Source organism: Pseudomonas sp. MDT1-17 (genome assembly GCF_054898105.1).
In genome coordinates this window covers 915,254-932,364 of record NZ_JBUBVM010000001.1, presented here as the reverse complement: position 1 = coordinate 932,364, position 17,111 = coordinate 915,254, and the positions used below count along the sequence as shown (strand labels likewise).

Annotated in this window: 13 protein-coding genes and 2 tRNA genes; 4 read left to right on the top strand and 11 right to left on the bottom strand. The window is 59.2% G+C overall.

Annotation, left to right across the window (positions count from 1 at the left end):
* Window positions 1-11 precede the first annotated feature (11 nt).
* The 5 genes from ACYZTX_RS04080 to rnr form a co-directional block, all read right to left on the bottom strand.
* Complete coding sequence (locus ACYZTX_RS04080; RefSeq protein WP_462033056.1) at window positions 12-905, bottom strand: hypothetical protein; 894 nt, start codon at window positions 903-905, stop codon at window positions 12-14.
* A 36-nt stretch (window positions 906-941) separates the two neighbouring features.
* Window positions 942-1,172 carry a 30S ribosomal protein S18 gene (gene rpsR, locus ACYZTX_RS04075; protein ID WP_002551829.1) on the bottom strand — a complete coding sequence of 77 codons (231 nt, stop codon included), beginning with the start codon at window positions 1,170-1,172 and terminating at the stop codon, window positions 942-944.
* Window positions 1,173-1,200: 28 nt separating this feature from the next.
* Window positions 1,201-1,623: a 30S ribosomal protein S6 gene (gene rpsF, locus ACYZTX_RS04070; RefSeq protein WP_003217491.1), complete on the bottom strand. Its 423-nt coding sequence runs from the start codon at window positions 1,621-1,623 to the stop codon at window positions 1,201-1,203.
* 297 nt (window positions 1,624-1,920) lie between these two features.
* Entirely contained in the window at window positions 1,921-2,682 is a 762-nt protein-coding gene (rlmB, locus tag ACYZTX_RS04065) for a 23S rRNA (guanosine(2251)-2'-O)-methyltransferase RlmB (protein ID WP_462033055.1), read from the bottom strand.
* Complete coding sequence (gene rnr / locus ACYZTX_RS04060; protein ID WP_462033054.1) at window positions 2,679-5,321, bottom strand: ribonuclease R; 2,643 nt, start codon at window positions 5,319-5,321, stop codon at window positions 2,679-2,681. Before rnr ends, rlmB begins: the two co-directional genes overlap by 4 nt.
* A gap of 226 nt (window positions 5,322-5,547) precedes the next feature.
* On the opposite strand from rnr, the gene ACYZTX_RS04055 reads away from it, so the two are divergent.
* The 4 genes from ACYZTX_RS04055 to ACYZTX_RS04040 all read left to right on the top strand — a co-directional run bounded on the left by ACYZTX_RS04055 (window position 5,548) and on the right by ACYZTX_RS04040 (window position 8,654).
* A tRNA-Leu gene (locus ACYZTX_RS04055) sits at window positions 5,548-5,634 on the top strand.
* A 166-nt stretch (window positions 5,635-5,800) separates the two neighbouring features.
* Window positions 5,801-5,887 (top strand) — tRNA-Leu (locus ACYZTX_RS04050).
* Between the two features lie 191 nt (window positions 5,888-6,078).
* Window positions 6,079-7,089, top strand: coding sequence for an extracellular solute-binding protein (locus ACYZTX_RS04045; protein WP_462033053.1), 1,011 nt, complete (start codon window positions 6,079-6,081; stop codon window positions 7,087-7,089).
* On the top strand, window positions 7,089-8,654 hold the full coding sequence (locus ACYZTX_RS04040; RefSeq protein ID WP_462033052.1) for an ABC transporter permease: 1,566 nt from the start codon (window positions 7,089-7,091) through the stop codon (window positions 8,652-8,654). The genes ACYZTX_RS04045 and ACYZTX_RS04040 overlap by 1 nt, the downstream gene beginning before the upstream one ends.
* A 92-nt stretch (window positions 8,655-8,746) precedes the next feature.
* Here ACYZTX_RS04040 and ACYZTX_RS04035 read toward each other — a convergent pair whose 3' ends face one another.
* The 6 genes from ACYZTX_RS04035 to hflX all read right to left on the bottom strand — a co-directional run bounded on the left by ACYZTX_RS04035 (window position 8,747) and on the right by hflX (window position 17,109).
* Window positions 8,747-10,681 carry a methyl-accepting chemotaxis protein gene (locus ACYZTX_RS04035; protein ID WP_462033051.1) on the bottom strand — a complete coding sequence of 645 codons (1,935 nt, stop codon included), beginning with the start codon at window positions 10,679-10,681 and terminating at the stop codon, window positions 8,747-8,749.
* Between the two features lie 139 nt (window positions 10,682-10,820).
* Window positions 10,821-12,110 carry an adenylosuccinate synthase gene (locus ACYZTX_RS04030; protein ID WP_462033050.1) on the bottom strand — a complete coding sequence of 430 codons (1,290 nt, stop codon included), beginning with the start codon at window positions 12,108-12,110 and terminating at the stop codon, window positions 10,821-10,823.
* A gap of 54 nt (window positions 12,111-12,164) precedes the next feature.
* The gene (locus ACYZTX_RS04025) at window positions 12,165-13,352 is read right to left on the bottom strand and encodes an ATP phosphoribosyltransferase regulatory subunit (protein ID WP_282376695.1); all 1,188 of its coding nucleotides are present in this window, start codon (window positions 13,350-13,352) and stop codon (window positions 12,165-12,167) included.
* Between the two features lie 317 nt (window positions 13,353-13,669).
* A complete protein-coding gene (hflC, locus tag ACYZTX_RS04020) occupies window positions 13,670-14,539 on the bottom strand; it encodes a protease modulator HflC (protein ID WP_056746351.1) in 870 nt (289 codons plus the stop codon).
* The gene (gene hflK / locus ACYZTX_RS04015) at window positions 14,539-15,711 is read right to left on the bottom strand and encodes an FtsH protease activity modulator HflK (RefSeq protein WP_462033049.1); all 1,173 of its coding nucleotides are present in this window, start codon (window positions 15,709-15,711) and stop codon (window positions 14,539-14,541) included. Before hflK ends, hflC begins: the two co-directional genes overlap by 1 nt.
* Window positions 15,712-15,807: 96 nt before the next feature.
* A complete protein-coding gene (gene hflX / locus ACYZTX_RS04010) occupies window positions 15,808-17,109 on the bottom strand; it encodes a ribosome rescue GTPase HflX (RefSeq protein WP_462033048.1) in 1,302 nt (433 codons plus the stop codon).
* Window positions 17,110-17,111: the final 2 nt, after the last annotated feature.

Sequence of the window (17,111 nt, the reverse complement as noted above, 5' to 3'; positions counted from 1 at the left end):
CCTCTTAACTTTTAACCTTCACCGTTCGCGCTATCGACGTCTTTCGGCGTCGAACGACCGCGAAAATCAATCAGGCTGTCGACGATGGCCAAGACCACCAGCAACGGATAGATCAGCTGCATGAACAGCAACAGCGTCACGTACAACCCCACCAGCCAGAATCTGGCCAGTCGCTTTTGCGCCACCAGCCCGTGAATCAGGGCTAGCCCGGCGAACACCAGCGGTACACTGCACAACGGCGTCAACATGGCCATCTGTGGACCGATATTCGGCCCCAGAAGCATGCACGCCAGCAGCAACATCGCCGGCAAAAGCGGGAATCGGATGGCGCGAAACTCGCGACCAAAACCACCCGGGTTGTACAACAACGCCTGCCAGTAGCGCCCGACAATCAGGCTCAGCAAACTGACGATTTGCAACAAGGCCGCAATCAGGCCGGTCAGGACCGGTGCAATCAGGGACGCAAAATGCGCTTGCTCGTCTACCGACAACTTCTGGTAGACATCACCGAGTAGCGACGGCATGACTTTTATCAAAGCCTGCGCCAGCATCTCGATTTGGGGAGCAAAAACTGTCCCCAGCACCACTGCAAACACCACTCCCATCGCTATGCTGACCAGCAGCACGCGGCTCCAGGACTCACTTGCGCGCAACACCAACGCAAGGCTCCAAGACCCCAGCAACACCAGAAGTGAGCGTGGGTCATCGGCGTAAAGCCACCAGATCAATGCCGGCAGCAGTCCCAGAGCAAGAACACCAATGGCGTCCTTCAATCCGCGCCGCAGGAGCACAAAGCATCCAGCGGCAGCACCCAACCAATACAACAACGGCAATGCAGCGCATCCAGCCACTACCAGAGTGGCCTGCATACGGCCGCGCATGATGAACTCAGCTAAGGCACGCATGCTTTCAATCCTTTGCTACGTGTCGACTGCCCGGTCTCAGCGGCCGTGGCTGTCGGTGTAGGCCAGCAGGGCCAGGAAGCGGGCGCGCTTGATAGCGGTGGCCAGCTGACGCTGATAACGTGCTTTGGTACCGGTGATACGGCTTGGAACGATTTTGCCGGTCTCGGATACATAAGCTTTCAGAGTGTTGAGATCTTTGTAATCGATCTCTTTCACGTCTTCAGCGGTGAAGCGGCAGAATTTACGACGACGGAAGAAACGTGCCATGTAATAGGCTCCTCAAAAGGTCCGTGGATTACTCGTCAGCGTTATCGCTGTTGTCGCTGTCATCACTATCAGCGCTTTCGGCGCCTTCGTGCTCAGGACGGTCGCGACGCTCACGGCGCTCACTGCGGTTTTCTTCAGCCTTGAGCATCTCGGATTGGCCGGTAACGGCTTCTTCGCGACGGATGACCAGGTTACGGATCACTGCATCGTTGTAGCGGAAGTTGTCTTCCAGCTCGGCCAGGGCCTTGCCAGTGCACTCAACGTTCAGCATCACGTAGTGAGCCTTGTGAACATTGTTGATTGCGTAGGCCAGTTGACGACGGCCCCAATCTTCCAGACGGTGGATTTTGCCGCCGTCTTCTTCGATCAGCTTGGTGTAACGCTCTACCATGCCGCCGACTTGCTCGCTTTGATCCGGGTGGACCAAAAAGATGATTTCGTAATGACGCATGAATGCTCCTTACGGGTTGTAGCCTGCCGCTCAAAAGCGGTCAGACAAGGAGTGAATGACACTTATGGACTTGCTTGCGATAGACACATGCGTGCCTGCCGTCACAGCAAGGGGCGCAATTGTAGAGAAGGGACAGGAGAGGCGCAAGGCAATTGGTGATTATTTGAACAATCACCGCAACACAAAGCCGAACACCTGTAGGAGCTGCCGAAGGCTGCGATCTTTTGATCTTCTAAAAAGCAAAATCAAAAGATCGCAGCCTCGTTTCACTCGACAGCTCCTACAGTGGGGGGGGCGTCAGGACTTCTTGGTGGCGGCTTTGACGCTGCGCTGGCGCTGGGCTTCAAACAGACAAACGCCAGTCGCCACGGAAACGTTGAGACTGCTGACGCTGCCAGCCATCGGCAGGTGCACCAGGTAGTCGCAAAGATCGCGCGTCAGACGGCGCATCCCGCTGCCTTCCGCGCCCATGATCAGGATGGTCGGGCCGGTCATGTCGTGCTGATACAGGCTCTGCTCAGCCTCGCCCGCCGTACCGACGACCCACAAGCCACGCTGCTTGAGTTTTTCCAGGGTGCGCGCCAGATTCGTCACGGCGACCAACGGAATCACTTCCGCCGCGCCACAAGCGACTTTCCGTACCGTCGGGGTCAGGGTGGCTGACTTGTCTTTCGGAACGATCACCGCCAACGCACCTGCCGCATCGGCAGAACGCAGGCAGGCACCGAGGTTGTGCGGATCGGTCACGCCGTCGAGCACCAGCAGCAGCGGCGCGCCTTCGGTGCGATCGAGCAGCTCGTCGAGCATTGCCTCGCCCCAGACCTGGCTCGGACTCACCTCCGCGACCACGCCCTGGTGCACGCCTTCGACCCAGGCATCCAGCTCGCGACGCTCGGCGTTACCGACGGCTACGCGATTTTCGTTCGCCAGCTCGATCAACGTCTGGACCCGGGGATCGCTGCGACCTTCAGCCAGCCAGATCTGCTTGACGCGTTTCGGGTGGTGACGCAACAACGCTTCTACAGCGTGCACGCCGTAGATCTTTTCCAACTGACTCATGGCTTGGCCTTAGGTTTACGCGCCCCGCCACTTTTGGCAGCAGGAGCCGAACCCGCTTTTGGCGGGCCTTTACGGTGTTTGCTCGGTTTGGCTGGCTTGCCGCCGGGGGCCTTGTCAGGCGCCGACCGTCCGGTCTTTCCCCCAGACGCCGCTTTACCGCCGCTTTTCGCTTCAGACAGCAACGCCTGCTTCATTTCGCGACTTTTGCGCAGCTCGGCATTTTTCGCCGCGGCATCGCTTGGGCGATAGGCTTCGACAGCTTTTTCCTTGGCCGGACGGCGACCGGTTTTTGCCGGTGCCGGTTCTGCCGCGGTTTTAGCGGCCGCCTTGGGGGCAGGTTCAGTCTTTTCAGTTCCGCGCTTCTTGCGACCGATCGGTGCGCTGATGGTCTTTTCAGCCATCTCGAAGTCGATCTTGCGTTCGTCGAGGTCGACGCGCATCACGCGCACTTCAACGGTATCGCCAAGGCGGAAGCTGCGACCGGTACGCTCACCCGCGAGGCGGTGATGTACAGGGTCGAAGTGGTAGTAATCGCCCGGCAGCGCGGTGACGTGCACCAGGCCTTCGACGTAGATATCGGTCAGCTCGACGAACAAGCCAAAACCGGTCACGGCAGTAATCACGCCCGGGAACGACTCGCCCACACGGTCTTTCATGAACTCGCACTTGAGCCAGTTCACGACGTCGCGGGTTGCTTCGTCGGCACGGCGCTCGCTCATCGAGCACTGCTCGCCGAGCTGTTCCAGGATCGCTTCGTCGTACGGATAGATGCGCGCTTTCGGAATGGTCATCGCGCCAGCACGGCGAACGTGCGGCGTGTCCATTTTCGAATGGATGACGCTGCGGATCGCCCGGTGCGTGAGCAAGTCCGGGTAGCGGCGGATCGGCGAGGTGAAGTGGGTATAGGCTTCGTAATTCAGGCCGAAGTGGCCCTGGTTATCGGCGCTATACACGGCCTGACTCAACGAACGCAGCATGACGGTCTGGATCAGGTGAAAATCCGGACGATCCTTGATGCTTGCCAACAGTGCCTGATAATCCTTTGGCGACGGGCCGTCCTTGCCTTTGTGCAGGGACAGGCCGAGCTCACCAAGGAAAGCGCGCAGCTTTTCCAGACGCTCCGGTGGCGGACCATCGTGGACGCGATACAGCGCAGGGATTTCGTGCTTTTTCAGGAACTCGGCGGTGGCCACGTTGGCCGCCAGCATGCACTCCTCGATCAGCTTGTGCGCATCGTTACGAACGGTCGGACGGATCTCGGCAATCTTGCGCTCGGTCCCGAAGATGATCCGGGTTTCCTGCGTTTCGAAATCGATCGCGCCACGCACGTGACGGGCCGCCAGCAGAACCTTGTACAGTGCGTAAAGCTGCTTGAGGTGCGGCAGAACGTCGTTGTACTCACCACGAAGCTGACGCGCCTCGGTGAGTTTCGGCGTTTCCAGCATGGCACTGACCTTGTTGTAGGTCAGGCGAGCGTGGGAGTGGATCACCGCTTCGTAGAAGCAGTAGTCGGTCATCTCGCCGGATTTGGAGATGGTCATCTCGCAAACCATGGCCAGGCGATCGACGTGAGGATTCAGCGAGCACAGGCCGTTGGACAGTTGCTCAGGCAGCATCGGCACCACACGCTCGGGGAAGTACACCGAGTTGCCGCGAACCTGGGATTCATTGTCCAGCGCCGAACCGATCTTCACGTAGCTGGAGACGTCGGCAATGGCCACGTACAACTTCCAGCCGCCAGAGAACAGGCGCAGTTTGCCCGGCTTGGCTTCGCAGTAGACCGCATCATCGAAGTCGCGCGCATCTTCGCCGTCGATGGTCACGAACGGCAGATGGCGCAGGTCGATGCGCTTCTCTTTGTCTTTCTCTTCGACTTCAGGCTTGAGCTTGGCAGCTTCTTTGAGCACCGCCTCAGGCCAGACGTGAGGAATATCGTAGGTGCGCAGGGCGACATCGATTTCCATGCCCGGCGCCATGTAGTTGCCCACGACTTCGACCACGTCGCCTTGCGGCTGGAAGCGTGGCGTCGGCCAGTGAGTGATCTTCACTTCGACGAACTGACCGATCTGGGCGTTGGCGTTACGGCCCGGCGTGACCAGCACTTCTTGCTGGATCTTCGGATTGTCCGCAACGACGAAGCCGATACCGCCCTCTTCGAAGTAACGACCGACGATGGTCTCGTGGGCACGGGACACCACTTCGACGATCATGCCTTCGCGGCGACCGCGACGGTCGAGGCCGGAAACACGGGCCAGCGCACGGTCGCCATCGAACACCAGACGCATTTGCGCCGGACTCATGAACAGGTCGTCACTGCCGTCGTCCGGGACCAGGAAGCCGAAACCGTCACGGTGACCGCTGATGCGGCCCAGGATCAGGTCGAGCTTGTCCACCGGCGCATAGGTGCCGCGACGGGTATAGATGAGTTGAGCGTCGCGCTCCATGGCGCGCAGACGGCGACGCAGCGCTTCGATCTGGTCTTCTGTGGTCAGACCAAACTCTTCGACCAGCTGCTCACGGTTAGCAGGCGAACCACGATCAGCAAGGTGCTGAAGGATCAGTTCGCGGCTAGGAATAGGGTTTTCATATTTTTCCGCTTCACGAGCGGCCTCGGGATCGAGGGACTGCCAATCGGCCATTAGAGAGTTTTCACCTTGTCTATATGCGGGTTAGTTTGGCATAGGCGTAATGAAACGGGAAATTTCAGGCTATGACAGCCCATCTAAAGCCCTTTATTGACACTGCAAAGCTGATTTAAATGCCACTGGTAAAATTTTCCAGGTTTTTTTGATGTCAGGGGTTTACAGTTAAAAAGACGCTCCGTATAGTGCGCGCCATCGACGACGCAGACGCATTGTCGATACTGCCCAGATGGTGAAATTGGTAGACACGCCAGCTTCAGGTGCTGGTGACCGCAAGGTCGTGGAAGTTCGAGTCTTCTTCTGGGCACCAATTTCGAGCTTGAGATTAGATCAATTTCAAGGCTCACACAAAAACCCGCGAAAGCGGGTTTTTTGCATTCCAAGCTTCTGATTTATTAATACTAAATCAGGGGTTTACAGATCTAAGAGCTCTCCGTATAGTGCGCCACATCAACAGCGGCAACGCTTGCGATAATGCCCAGATGGTGAAATTGGTAGACACGCCAGCTTCAGGTGCTGGTGACCGCAAGGTCGTGGAAGTTCGAGTCTTCTTCTGGGCACCAATTCAAATTCAAGATTCCGATCTTGAATTTCACAGAAACCCGCGAAAGCGGGTTTTTGCGTTTCCGGGATTTGAAAATTCAATCCCGAAGGCTCTAGCAAACCCTTCTCGGCCCCGCAAGGCGCACTTGAGAAACAATATCGTTTATCATTGTTGCAAGATTTTGCAATGCGACAGTGAGGAACCCTGCGAATGATGTTTCGAAATACCCTGCGCCGCGGCCTGACCTTCACCCTGCTAGGCCTGTCACTCGCTACCCCCCTCACCCAGGCCACCGATGCCGTTTCCCTGACACTCTATAACGGTCAACACAAGGAAGTCGGCGACGCAATCGCCAAAGCCTTCGAAGCCAAGACCGGCATTCACGTCAATGTGCGTAAAGGCAGCAGCAACCAGCTCGCCAGCCAGGTCGTCGAAGAAGGTGATCGCTCCCCCGCCGACGTGATCTATACCGAAGAGTCGCCCCCACTGAACAAACTTGGCGAACAAGGCCTGCTGGCACAGACCGATGCCGCCACCCTCGCCGTTCTGCCGAAAGACTACGTTGCCGGCAATGGCACCTGGATCGGTATCACCGCCCGGGTTCGCGTGGTCGCCTTCAACCCGAAACTGATTGACCAAAAAGACCTGCCCACGTCGGTAATGGAGTTCTCCGATCCGAAATGGCAAGGCAAGGTCGGCTTTGTGCCTACTAGCGGCGCCTTTCAGGAACAGGCCGTGGCAATCATCAAAGTGCACGGCATGGACGCTGCGGAAGAATGGCTGACCGGCCTGCGCGCATTCGGCAAGACTTACAGCAACAACATGGTTGCGCTGAAGGCGGTGGAAAACGGCGAAGTCGCCACCGTGCTGGTCAACAACTACTACTGGTTCGCCTTGCAGCGTGAAAAAGGCCAGCTCGATTCGAAATTGCATTACTTCACCGGCGGCGACGTCGGCGGGCTGATCACAGTGTCCAGTGCAGCCGTGCTGAAATCCAGCAAGCACCCAAAAGAAGCCCAACAATTCCTCGCCTACATGGCCAGCGAAGAAGGTCAGCGCGTGATCACCCAGACCACCGCCGAATACCCTCTGCACAAAGGCATGGAATCGGATCGCGGACTCAAGCCGTTCAGCGAACTTGAGGCACCGAAGGTCACGCCAGCCGATCTTGGCAATGCCGAACAAGCCCTGGACCTGGAACGTGACGTTGGCTTGAACTGATGAGCGCATCGTTATCCGCCTCCGCCTCGCGCGGGGGTTACGTGCCACGGCGCAAGCGGCCATCGATCTGGTTGTTGCTCCCGGCTTTACTGCTGGTCGTACTCAGCCTCTTGCCGCTGATGTATGTCGGGCTCAAGACCTGGCAGGCCGGTTGGGCCGAGGCACTGCACCTGCTTTGGCGGCCGTATGTGCTCGGGCTGCTGCGCAATACCTTGTCATTGATGGTCGGTGTGACGCTGGCCTGCGGCGTGATCGGCCTGTCGCTGGCGTGGCTGCTTGAACGTAGCAATCTGCCGGGGCGACGCTTGTGGGGCGTCATTCTGTGCTTGCCGTTCGCGGTGCCGGCATTTGTCAGCAGTTTCACCTGGGTCTCGTTGAGCGCTCACTTCGAAGGGCTCGGCGGGGCAATCCTGGTGATGACCCTGTCCAAGTACCCGCTGATATTTCTGCCGGTCGCGGCGACCCTGCGCAATCTTGATCCCTCTCTCGAGGAGTCCGCACGAACCCTTGGGCAGAATCGCTGGGGCGTGTTCTTCAGGATCACCCTGCCGCTACTCTGGCCTTCGTTGCTGGCCGGTTCGCTGCTGATCGCCCTGCACATGCTGGTGGAGTTCGGTGCACTGTCGATCATCGGCCTCCAGACTTTCACCACCGCGATCTATCAACAGTTCGAGCTCGAATTCAGTAACGCCAACGCAGCAATGCTTTCGGCAGTATTGTTGGCGCTGTGTCTGGTGCTGCTTTGGCTTGAGCTGCGGGTGCGCGGCAAGGGCCGGCATGTGCGCACCGGTCAAGGCGCGGCGCGGCGTGCGGAGCAGGTTCGTCTGGGACCGTGGTCAGCGGTTGGGCAGGTTTATTGCCTGGCGCTGGCGATTATCGGCAGCGGCATTCCGCTGGGCATGTTGGTGTACTGGCTAGCCGTAGGTTCTTCAGCCGCATTCCCCGCGGCGGCGATCAGCGAAGCGCTGTTGTCCTCACTGGCACTCTCCCTCGGTGGCGCAGCACTGTGCCTGTTGCTCGCTGTGCCGGTCGGGCTGTTGGTGGTGCGTTATAAGGGTCAACTGGCAATCTGGGCCGAGCGCCTGCCGTATCTGCTGCATGCACTGCCTGGACTGGTGATCGCACTGACGCTTGTGTATTTCGCCCTGCACTATGTACCAGCGCTGTACCAGACCTCGGCGTTGTTGCTGATCGCTTATGCGCTGCTGTTTCTGCCGCTGGCTCAAGCGCCGATTCGTACGGCACTGAACAAGGCTGCGCCGCAATTGGAAGAGGCGGCACGTACGCTGGGGGCATCGTCCTTCAGTGCGTTTTGCCGGGTGACGCTGCCGATCATCTTTCCAGCACTCGGTGCAGCGTTTGCGCTGGTGTTTCTGGATGCGATGAAGGAGCTGACGGCGACGCTGCTGCTGAGCCCGACCGGGCTCAATACGCTGGCGACGGAAGTCTGGGCGCATACCGCGAATGTGGAGTTTGCGGCGGCGGCGCCTTATGCGGCGTTGTTGATTTTGGTGTCGGGGTTGCCGGTCTATCTGCTTACGACCCGGATGTATTTGAGCCGCTGACATTGCCTTCGCGAGCAGGCTCGCACATTGGAATGCATTCTCCTGTGGGAGCGAGCCTGCTCGCGAAGAGGCCAGTTTGGGCAAAGAAAATTCTAAGCCCTGAATTGCCCCAGGCTGGCCTTCAACTGCGCCGCCAACCCATCCAGCACCTTGCCGCTGGCCGTGGTTGCCACCACCGCTTGAGCCGCTTGCTCAGCCTGCGCATGAATGGTCTCAACCCGACCACGCACCGCCTGCGCGCCTTGTGCCTGATGCGCCGCGGCCTGCGTTGCCAAACCAATCGCCGCATGCACTTGCTCGACCGACACCTGCACTGATTGCTGCAACCGCGCACTGTCACGCAATACCAGCAAACCTTCGCTGGCCTGACGCCCGGCCTGACCGATCGCCGCCACCGCCTCACGCGCACCTTGCTGCAAGGCAACGATGTGCGCCTGAATGTCGCCGGTGGAGCTCTGTGTTTTGCTCGCCAGCGCTCGCACCTCGTCCGCCACCACGGCAAACCCGCGGCCGGTCTCGCCGGCTCGCGCCGCTTCGATGGCCGCGTTCAGCGCCAGCAGGTTGGTTTGCTCGGCGATCCCGTGAATCACCGTCAGCACCACTTCAATCTGCTCACTCTGCTGCGCCAGTCGCTCGATGACTTTCGCACCGGTATCAACCTGCCCGGCCAACGCCTCGATCAGGCTGCCGACTTTCGCCGACGTCCGTGTGTTTTCATCCGTGGCCGAACGAATATCCACCACTTGCTGCAAGGCTGCCTGCATGGCATGACTTTCAGACTGGGCATCATCAGCCATTTGCGACAACGCACGCAGGCTCTCGGCCACTTCATCGCGCTGCATGCCCGCCGCCGCATCGGCACCCGCATTGCGCAAGGTCATGGCGCCGATTTCCACGCCGGTTCGCTGAGCCACATCGCCCGCTTCGCGCACGATCGGCTGCAGCTTATCCACAAAGCGATTGACCGCCGAGGCCATGTCGCCGATTTCGTCCTTGCTGTTGATCTGCACGCGTTTGGTCAGATCGCCCTCGCCCGCCGCCAGGTCGTCCATGGCAGCGATGAGCAGTTTCAAGCGGTTGACCACTCGACGGCCCAGCACCACCGCGAGCAACAGCAGCACACCGCACCCTACCAGCGCCAGGCCCATGCCAATGCGCCAGCGCAAGGTCGCCGCGGCCTCCTGCACAGTGCTGGTAGTGTTGTCTTTCATTTCAGATGCCGTGGATTGAGCAGACGTCAGACGCGCACGCATCGCCGTGGCACTGTCAGCCGCCGCGCCCTTGAGGCTGTCGCCGACCAGTTGATCACTGCTGGCGATCAGCGCCGAGAAGCGCTTGTCCAGGGCCGCCAGATCGGTTTCAACCGAGGCGGTGGAGACGCCCATCAAGACCTTGCCGATTTCCACCCCGTTGGGGTTGATCGAGGCTTCGAGGTAATAGACCGACGGATCGTTCTTCGCCGCATCCAGCACCTTGTCCAGGGCACGCTCACCCTGGCCTTTCTCCAGAAGCGCCTTGTTGATCGGGTTCTCCCGGTTCAAGTAGCGCGTCAGGTGCTGCCCCGTGGCGTCGTCGTAGACCACGAACAACACGTTGGGATTACGCTGGGCCCGGCGGGCGAATTCGGACAGGGTTGGAACATCGCTGTCCCACATGGCGCGGGGTGCGACCGAAGCCAGAAGCTGCGCCATATCATTGGCGGAATCCTTCAGATCCTTTTCCAGCGTCGCACGCAGTTGTGCCTGCTCGTCCTTCAATCGCGAGGACAAACCGGCTGTGAGGCGCTGACGCGTACTGGTGGAGAGGCTGTCGAGGCTCGACGTGACTTCACGCCCCGCCTGCTCCAGCTCACCCGAGAGCTTTTGACTGTCGGCACCCAGGCGCACACCCAGATCGGCTTCCAGCGCGGTCACTGTGCTCCGAGTCAGGGCAACAGCCACCAGCACCTGCACCAAAAGCGCGATACCAAGGGTAACGAACACGGGCCGCAATAGACGGCTTTGTAACAGTGAGAGAACGGCCGACACAGGAAATCCCTCTGCTTTGACGCCATTAAATTGATGGCTCATCAAGAAGCGATAATCACAGCAAGGGTCGTGCCGTTCGAATGACCTAAACGACAAAGGCCCCAATCAAGGGGCCTTTGTGTTTTACATCAACTACTTATTAAGCGAACGGGTGACGCAGAACGATGGTTTCGTTGCGGTCCGGGCCCGTCGAAATAATGTCAATCGGCGCGCCGATCAGCTCTTCGACGCGTTTGATGTAGGCACGTGCGTTAGCTGGCAGCTCTTCCAGTGCTTTGGCACCCACGGTCGACTCGGTCCAGCCCGGCACTTCTTCGTACACAGGCTGCAGACCCACGTAGCTGTCAGCGTCAGTCGGGGCGACATCGTTACCTTCGGCATCTTTGTAGCCGACGCAGATGTTGATGGTTTCCAGACCGTCGAGTACGTCCAGCTTGGTCAGGCAGATGCCCGAGATGCTGTTCACATCGATAGCGCGACGCAGGATAACAGCGTCAAACCAGCCACAACGACGGGCACGGCCAGTAGTCGCACCGAACTCGTGACCTTGTTTGGCCAGGTGCGCACCGACTTCGTCGAACAGTTCAGTCGGGAACGGACCCGAACCTACACGCGTGGTGTAAGCCTTGGTGATGCCCAGGATGTAGTCGAGGAACATCGGGCCAACTCCCGAACCGGTAGCAACGCCGCCAGCGGTAGTGTTAGAGCTGGTCACGTACGGGTAGGTACCGTGGTCGATGTCCAGCAACGAACCTTGGGCGCCTTCAAACATGATGTCTTTGCCGGCGCGACGCAGGTCGTGCAGCTCGGCCGTCACGTCCAGCATCAGCGGCTTGAGCAGCTCAGCGTATGCTTTGCATTCAGCCAGGGTCTTTTCGAACTCGATGGCCGGCTCTTTGTAGTAACCCACCAGCATGAAGTTGTGGTAATCCACCAGTTCACGCAGCTTGTCTTCAAAGCGCGGCATGTTTAGCAGGTCGCCAACACGCAGGCCACGACGCGCAACTTTGTCTTCGTAGGCCGGGCCGATGCCGCGACCGGTCGTACCAATCTTCAGCTCGCCACGGGCCTTTTCACGGGCCTGGTCAAGCGCAACGTGAAAGGACAGGATCAGCGGGCAGGACGGGCTGATACGCAGGCGCTCACGCACCGGTACGCCTTTCTCTTCCAGCTTGATGATTTCCCGCAGCAGAGCGTCGGGTGCAACCACCACGCCGTTGCCGATCAGGCACTGCACGCCTGCGCGCAGCACGCCCGACGGGATCAGGTGCAAGACGGTTTTTTCGCCATCGATCACCAGGGTGTGACCAGCGTTGTGACCACCTTGGTAGCGCACTACGGCGGCAGCATGTTCGGTCAGCAGATCAACGATCTTGCCTTTGCCCTCATCACCCCATTGGGTGCCCAGGACTACGACATTCTTACCCATAACACTTGTCCTCATTCGCGCAAACTTGGTGCCGGCCGCGGCCGGCAGGAAAACTCAAGAAGCCAGTGGCGATACTTGCCAAAGCCCGTTCTGCTGAATCAATTGCCGGTCGCAGTCCGCTTCACGGGCGGCGGCCAAAGGTTGCCCAGGCAATGCCTGAACAACACGCTGACCCTCACTGCGCAACTGGCAAACCTGCTGCCAGAGTGCCGCATCCGTACTGTCAGGCATCCAGATACCGCCAGACGGTAACTCGATCTCAGCACGCCCCAGGGTCACCAGGGTTTTCAAATCGGTAGAGAAGCCAGTTGCCGGACGAGCGCGACCAAAGTCGGCGCCGATGTCGTCGTAACGACCGCCCTGAGCAATGGACTGGCCAACACCCGGCACGAACACCGCGAACACCACACCGGTGTGGTAGTGGTAGCCGCGCAACTCGCCCAGGTCGAAATACAGCGGCAACTCCGGGAAACGCGTGGACAGACGCTCGGCAATCGCCAGCAGGTCATCCAGAGCGGCCAGTACCGGCGCCGGCGCATTCGCCAGACGCTCGCGCGCAGCGTTCAATACTTCACGGCCGCCACACAGGTCGACCAACGCCCGCAACATGCCCGACAGATCGGCAGGCAAGCCTTCGGTCAAGGTAATGACCTCATCGATGGCCTTACGTTGCAACGCGTCGAACAACTGTTGTTCAACTTCACCGGACAAACCGGCGGCGCGAGCCAGGCCGCGGTAGATACCCACATGACCGAGGTCCATGTGCACATCCGGCACGTCGGCCAGTTGCAGCATAGCCAACATCAGGCTGATGACTTCCACGTCGCTGCTCGGGCTGGCATCGCCGTACAACTCGGCGCCCAACTGGATCGGGCTGCGCGAGGACGACAAGGCGCGCGGCTGAGCGTGCAGCACGCTACCGGCATAGCACAGGCGGCTCGGGCCTTCGCGACGCAAGGTGTGCGCATCGATGCGCGCCACTTGCGGCGTGATGTCGGCACGGAAACCCATCTGCCGGCCCGATTGCGGGTCGATGACCTTGAAGGTACGCAGATCGAGGTCCTGGCCCGCGCCGGTCAGCAGGGATTCCAGGTACTCGATATGGGGAGTCACGACGAACTCGTAACCCCAGCTCTGGAACAGATCCAACACCTGACGACGCGCGACTTCAATGCGCGCCGCTTCCGGTGGCAGTACTTCTTCGATGCCATCTGGCAGCAGCCAGCGGTCTACCGTTGCCATTACGCCATTCCCCTATGATCCGGGCGGCAAGCCTTTGGGCGAGCCTTGAGTGAAGCAGAAAATGATCGGTTCATGCGCACAAACCACGCGCATGAACAACGTGGCGAAAAGCCTGAAATCAGCTTCGCCAACCACTTTCCTCGAAAAACCTGTCGAGTCATTCAACTCGGGCGCCTGCATAAAAACAGCAATCAAACGTGCAGACGCAAAAAAGCCGGGAATTTCCCGGCTGCCGCATCATACACACGTTTTCCCAAAGGATCACCCCGCCCGAGGTTTTAGCCGCCAGGCGGGGGATGATTCAGGTCAACGTCGTATCAAGGCTTGGCTTTTTCCAGGTAACGGAAGAAGTCGCTGCTTGGGTCCAGGACCATGACGTCGGATTTGTTCGCGAAGCTTTCACGGTAGGCACGCAGGCTACGATAGAAACCGTAGAACTCCTGATCCTGGCCGTAGGCCTTGGAGTAGATCGCAGCCGCCTGGGCATCACCGTCACCGCGAACCTCTTCGGATTCACGATAGGCTTCAGCCAGCAACACACGGCGTTGACGATCGGCGTCGGCACGAATGCCTTCTGACAGCTCGTTACCCTTGGCGCGATGCTCGCGAGCTTCACGCTCACGCTCGGAACTCATGCGCTCGAACACGCTGCGGTTCACTTCTTTCGGCAGATCGATGGCCTTGACCCGAACATCGACAACTTCAATGCCCAGCTCTTTTTCCGCCATCTTGTTCAGCGAAGCGGTGATATCGGTCATCAACGCATCGCGTTCACCGGAAACCACTTCGTGCAGCGTGCGCTTACCGAACTGGTCACGCAGGCCCGATTCCAGACGACGGGAAAGACGCTCGTCAGCAATCTGCTTGAGACCGGACGTCGCGGTGTAGAAGCGCTCGGCATCTTTCACGCGCCACTTGGCGTAGGCATCGACCATCACGGCTTTCTTTTCCAGCGTCAGGAAGCGTTGCGTCGGTGCATCCAGCGTCATCAGGCGGGCGTCGAATTTGCGCACCTGGTTAACGTAAGGCACCTTCACATGCAGGCCTGGCTGGACATCAGCCTGGACCACGCGACCGAACTGCAGCAGCACCGCACGCTCGGTCTGAGCCACGATGTAGAAGCAGTTCCAGGCTGCGATCGCCACGACGACGCCGACAATAAGGGCGATCAGCGATTTATTGCTCATCAGCGACTCTCCCTGGTACGTGCTGGCTGTTGCTGCAGATCAGCTGCTGCACGCGCGCTCGCTTCATTGCTGGTGGCTGCCGCGCCGGTCACAGAAGTACCGGTGCTACGGCCACTCTCGACCATTTTGTCCAGCGGCAAGTACAGCAGATTGCTCTGGCCATTCTTGTTGCCGGTCACGAGAACCTTGCTGGTATTGCTGAAGACTTCCTGCATGGTGTCCAGGTACAGACGCTCGCGGGTGACTTCGGGTGCCTTGCGGTACTCGGCGACCAGCTTGGTGAAGCGATCGGCCTCACCCTTGGCGCGCGAGACGGTTTCGTCGCGGTAACCATTGGCATCTTCAAGGATGCGCTGGGCTTGGCCACGGGCTTCCGGCACGACGCCGTTGGCATAGGTTTCAGCCTGGTTGCGCGAACGCTGCTCGTCTTCACGGGCGCGGATCACGTCATCAAAGGCTTCCTGCACTTCACGCGGTGCCGCTGCGCTCTGTACGTTGACCTGAGTGACGGTGATACCGGTGCGATAGGTATCCATGAAGCGTTGCAGACGCTCCTTGATTTCGCTGGCCATCAATTCACGACCTTCGGTCAGCACCTGATCCATCGCGGTGGAACCCACCACATGGCGCAAGGCACTTTCCGTCGCGTGCTGCAGGCTGATTTCCGGCTGATCAACGCTCAGCACGAAGTCCTGCAGATTGCTGATCTTGTACTGCACGGTCAGCGGCACTTCGACGATATTCTCGTCTTCAGTCAGCATTTGACCCTGCTTGGTATAGGCACGCTCACGCGTGACGTTTTCCAGGTACTTGCGATCAAGCGGCGGGAAATAGATGTTCAGGCCAGGGCCGACGGTTTCGTAGTACTTGCCGAAGCGCAGCACCACGGCCTGCTCCTGCTCGTCGACTACGTAGACCGCGCTGTACAGCCAAACAGCCGCCAGCACGACAAGGCCGATGCCAAGAATGCCGCCGAAGCCGCCACTCTTGCCCGAACCACCGCCATCATCACCACGTTTTTTACCACCACCGAACAACCCGTTCAGGCTTTCCTGCAGCTTTCGGAAGGCCTCGTCGAGATCCGGTGGTCCCTTGCGGTCGCCGTTATTGCGGCGCTTGCCACCCCAAGGATCCTGATTATTCGAGTTGCCACCCGGCTCATTCCAAGCCATAGCGCTCTCCATCTGATAAAGCAAAGACGCACCCACGGCGCGCCGACCAATGCTACAGAATGCCTGTGACCGCGGCACAACCGCTTTCTCAGGCTTTTATTGCAAAGTGTGTTGCTCGATAAACTCCGTCGGCACAACGCCTTCACGGCTGACCAGTCGATTGAGCTCCGAGCGCGGCAATCTAACGGCCAGCAAGCTGACACCTTCTTCGTCGTGTTCTTCTTTCTGTACCACCCCCAGCTCGAAAAACTGTGCACGCAGTCGCGCAAAACGCTGAGGCAAGCGCAAGGTACCGACAAACAAATCACCGCCCAGCAACTCGGCAATGGCTTGTTCAAGCAATTCCAGACCGCTGCCATCACGCGCCGACAACCAGACCCGCTGGGGCTTGCCGTTTTCATCGCGCTGGATTTGTGGCTCAACGCCTTCAAGCAAATCGAGTTTGTTATAGACCTCGAGGATCGGCAAGTCCTGGGCACCGATCTCGCCCAGCACCACCATCACCTGTTCAATCTGCAACATGCGATCCGGTTCGGCCGCATCAATCACGTGCAACAGCAGGTCGGAGTTGCTCGACTCTTCGAGCGTAGACCGAAATGCCTCAACCAGTTTGTGGGGCAAGTGGCGTATGAAACCCACAGTGTCGGCCAGGACAATCGGCCCCAGGTCGTCCAATTCCAGACGGCGCAAGGTCGGATCCAGCGTGGCAAACAATTGGTCAGCCGCGTACACATCGGATTTCGTCACGTTATTGAAGAGCGTGGATTTACCGGCGTTGGTATACCCAACCAGAGACACGGTAGGAATGTCAGCACGCGAACGACCGCGTCGGGACTGTTCGCGCTGACTGCGCACTTTTTCCAGCCGGCCCTTGATCTGTCGCAGGCGAACCCGCAGCAAACGGCGGTCGGTTTCCAGCTGGGTTTCACCCGGGCCACGCATGCCGATACCGCCACCTTGACGCTCAAGGTGGGTCCAACCACGAACCAGCCGGGTGCTCATGTGGTCAAGCTGGGCCAGTTCGACCTGGAGCTTGCCTTCATGGGTACGGGCACGTTGGGCGAAAATATCGAGAATCAGACCGGTGCGGTCGATCACGCGACACTCGAAAACACGTTCGAGGTTACGTTCCTGACTGGGCGTGAGGATGTGATTGAAAATCACCAGATCGGCCTTTTCGGCATGGACCAGGTCGCGTAGTTCCTCGACCTTGCCGCTGCCAATCAGGAATTTGGCGGTTGGCCGATGACGCGGCACGTTAAAAAACGCAACGGTCTCGGCGCCGGCCGAATTAGCCAACTCCTGAAACTCCTGCGGATCTTCGCGCGCCTCAGGGTCCTGTCCATCCAAGTGAACGAGGATTACTCGCTCACCACCACCGTGGCGCTCAAAGAACAAAG

Coding starts and splice junctions, on each gene's coding strand:
- rlmB (WP_462033055.1), bottom strand. CDS start 2,682: ATGAGTCAGTTGGAAAAGATCTACGGCGTGCACGCTGTAGAAGCGTTG.
- rpsR (WP_002551829.1), bottom strand. CDS start 1,172: ATGGCACGTTTCTTCCGTCGTCGTAAATTCTGCCGCTTCACCGCTGAA.
- hflK (WP_462033049.1), bottom strand. CDS start 15,711: ATGGCTTGGAATGAGCCGGGTGGCAACTCGAATAATCAGGATCCTTGG.
- ACYZTX_RS04040 (WP_462033052.1), top strand. CDS start 7,089: ATGAGCGCATCGTTATCCGCCTCCGCCTCGCGCGGGGGTTACGTGCCA.
- rpsF (WP_003217491.1), bottom strand. CDS start 1,623: ATGCGTCATTACGAAATCATCTTTTTGGTCCACCCGGATCAAAGCGAG.
- ACYZTX_RS04025 (WP_282376695.1), bottom strand. CDS start 13,352: ATGGCAACGGTAGACCGCTGGCTGCTGCCAGATGGCATCGAAGAAGTA.
- ACYZTX_RS04030 (WP_462033050.1), bottom strand. CDS start 12,110: ATGGGTAAGAATGTCGTAGTCCTGGGCACCCAATGGGGTGATGAGGGC.
- ACYZTX_RS04045 (WP_462033053.1), top strand. CDS start 6,079: ATGATGTTTCGAAATACCCTGCGCCGCGGCCTGACCTTCACCCTGCTA.
- rnr (WP_462033054.1), bottom strand. CDS start 5,321: ATGGCCGATTGGCAGTCCCTCGATCCCGAGGCCGCTCGTGAAGCGGAA.
- ACYZTX_RS04080 (WP_462033056.1), bottom strand. CDS start 905: ATGCGTGCCTTAGCTGAGTTCATCATGCGCGGCCGTATGCAGGCCACT.
- hflC (WP_056746351.1), bottom strand. CDS start 14,539: ATGAGCAATAAATCGCTGATCGCCCTTATTGTCGGCGTCGTCGTGGCG.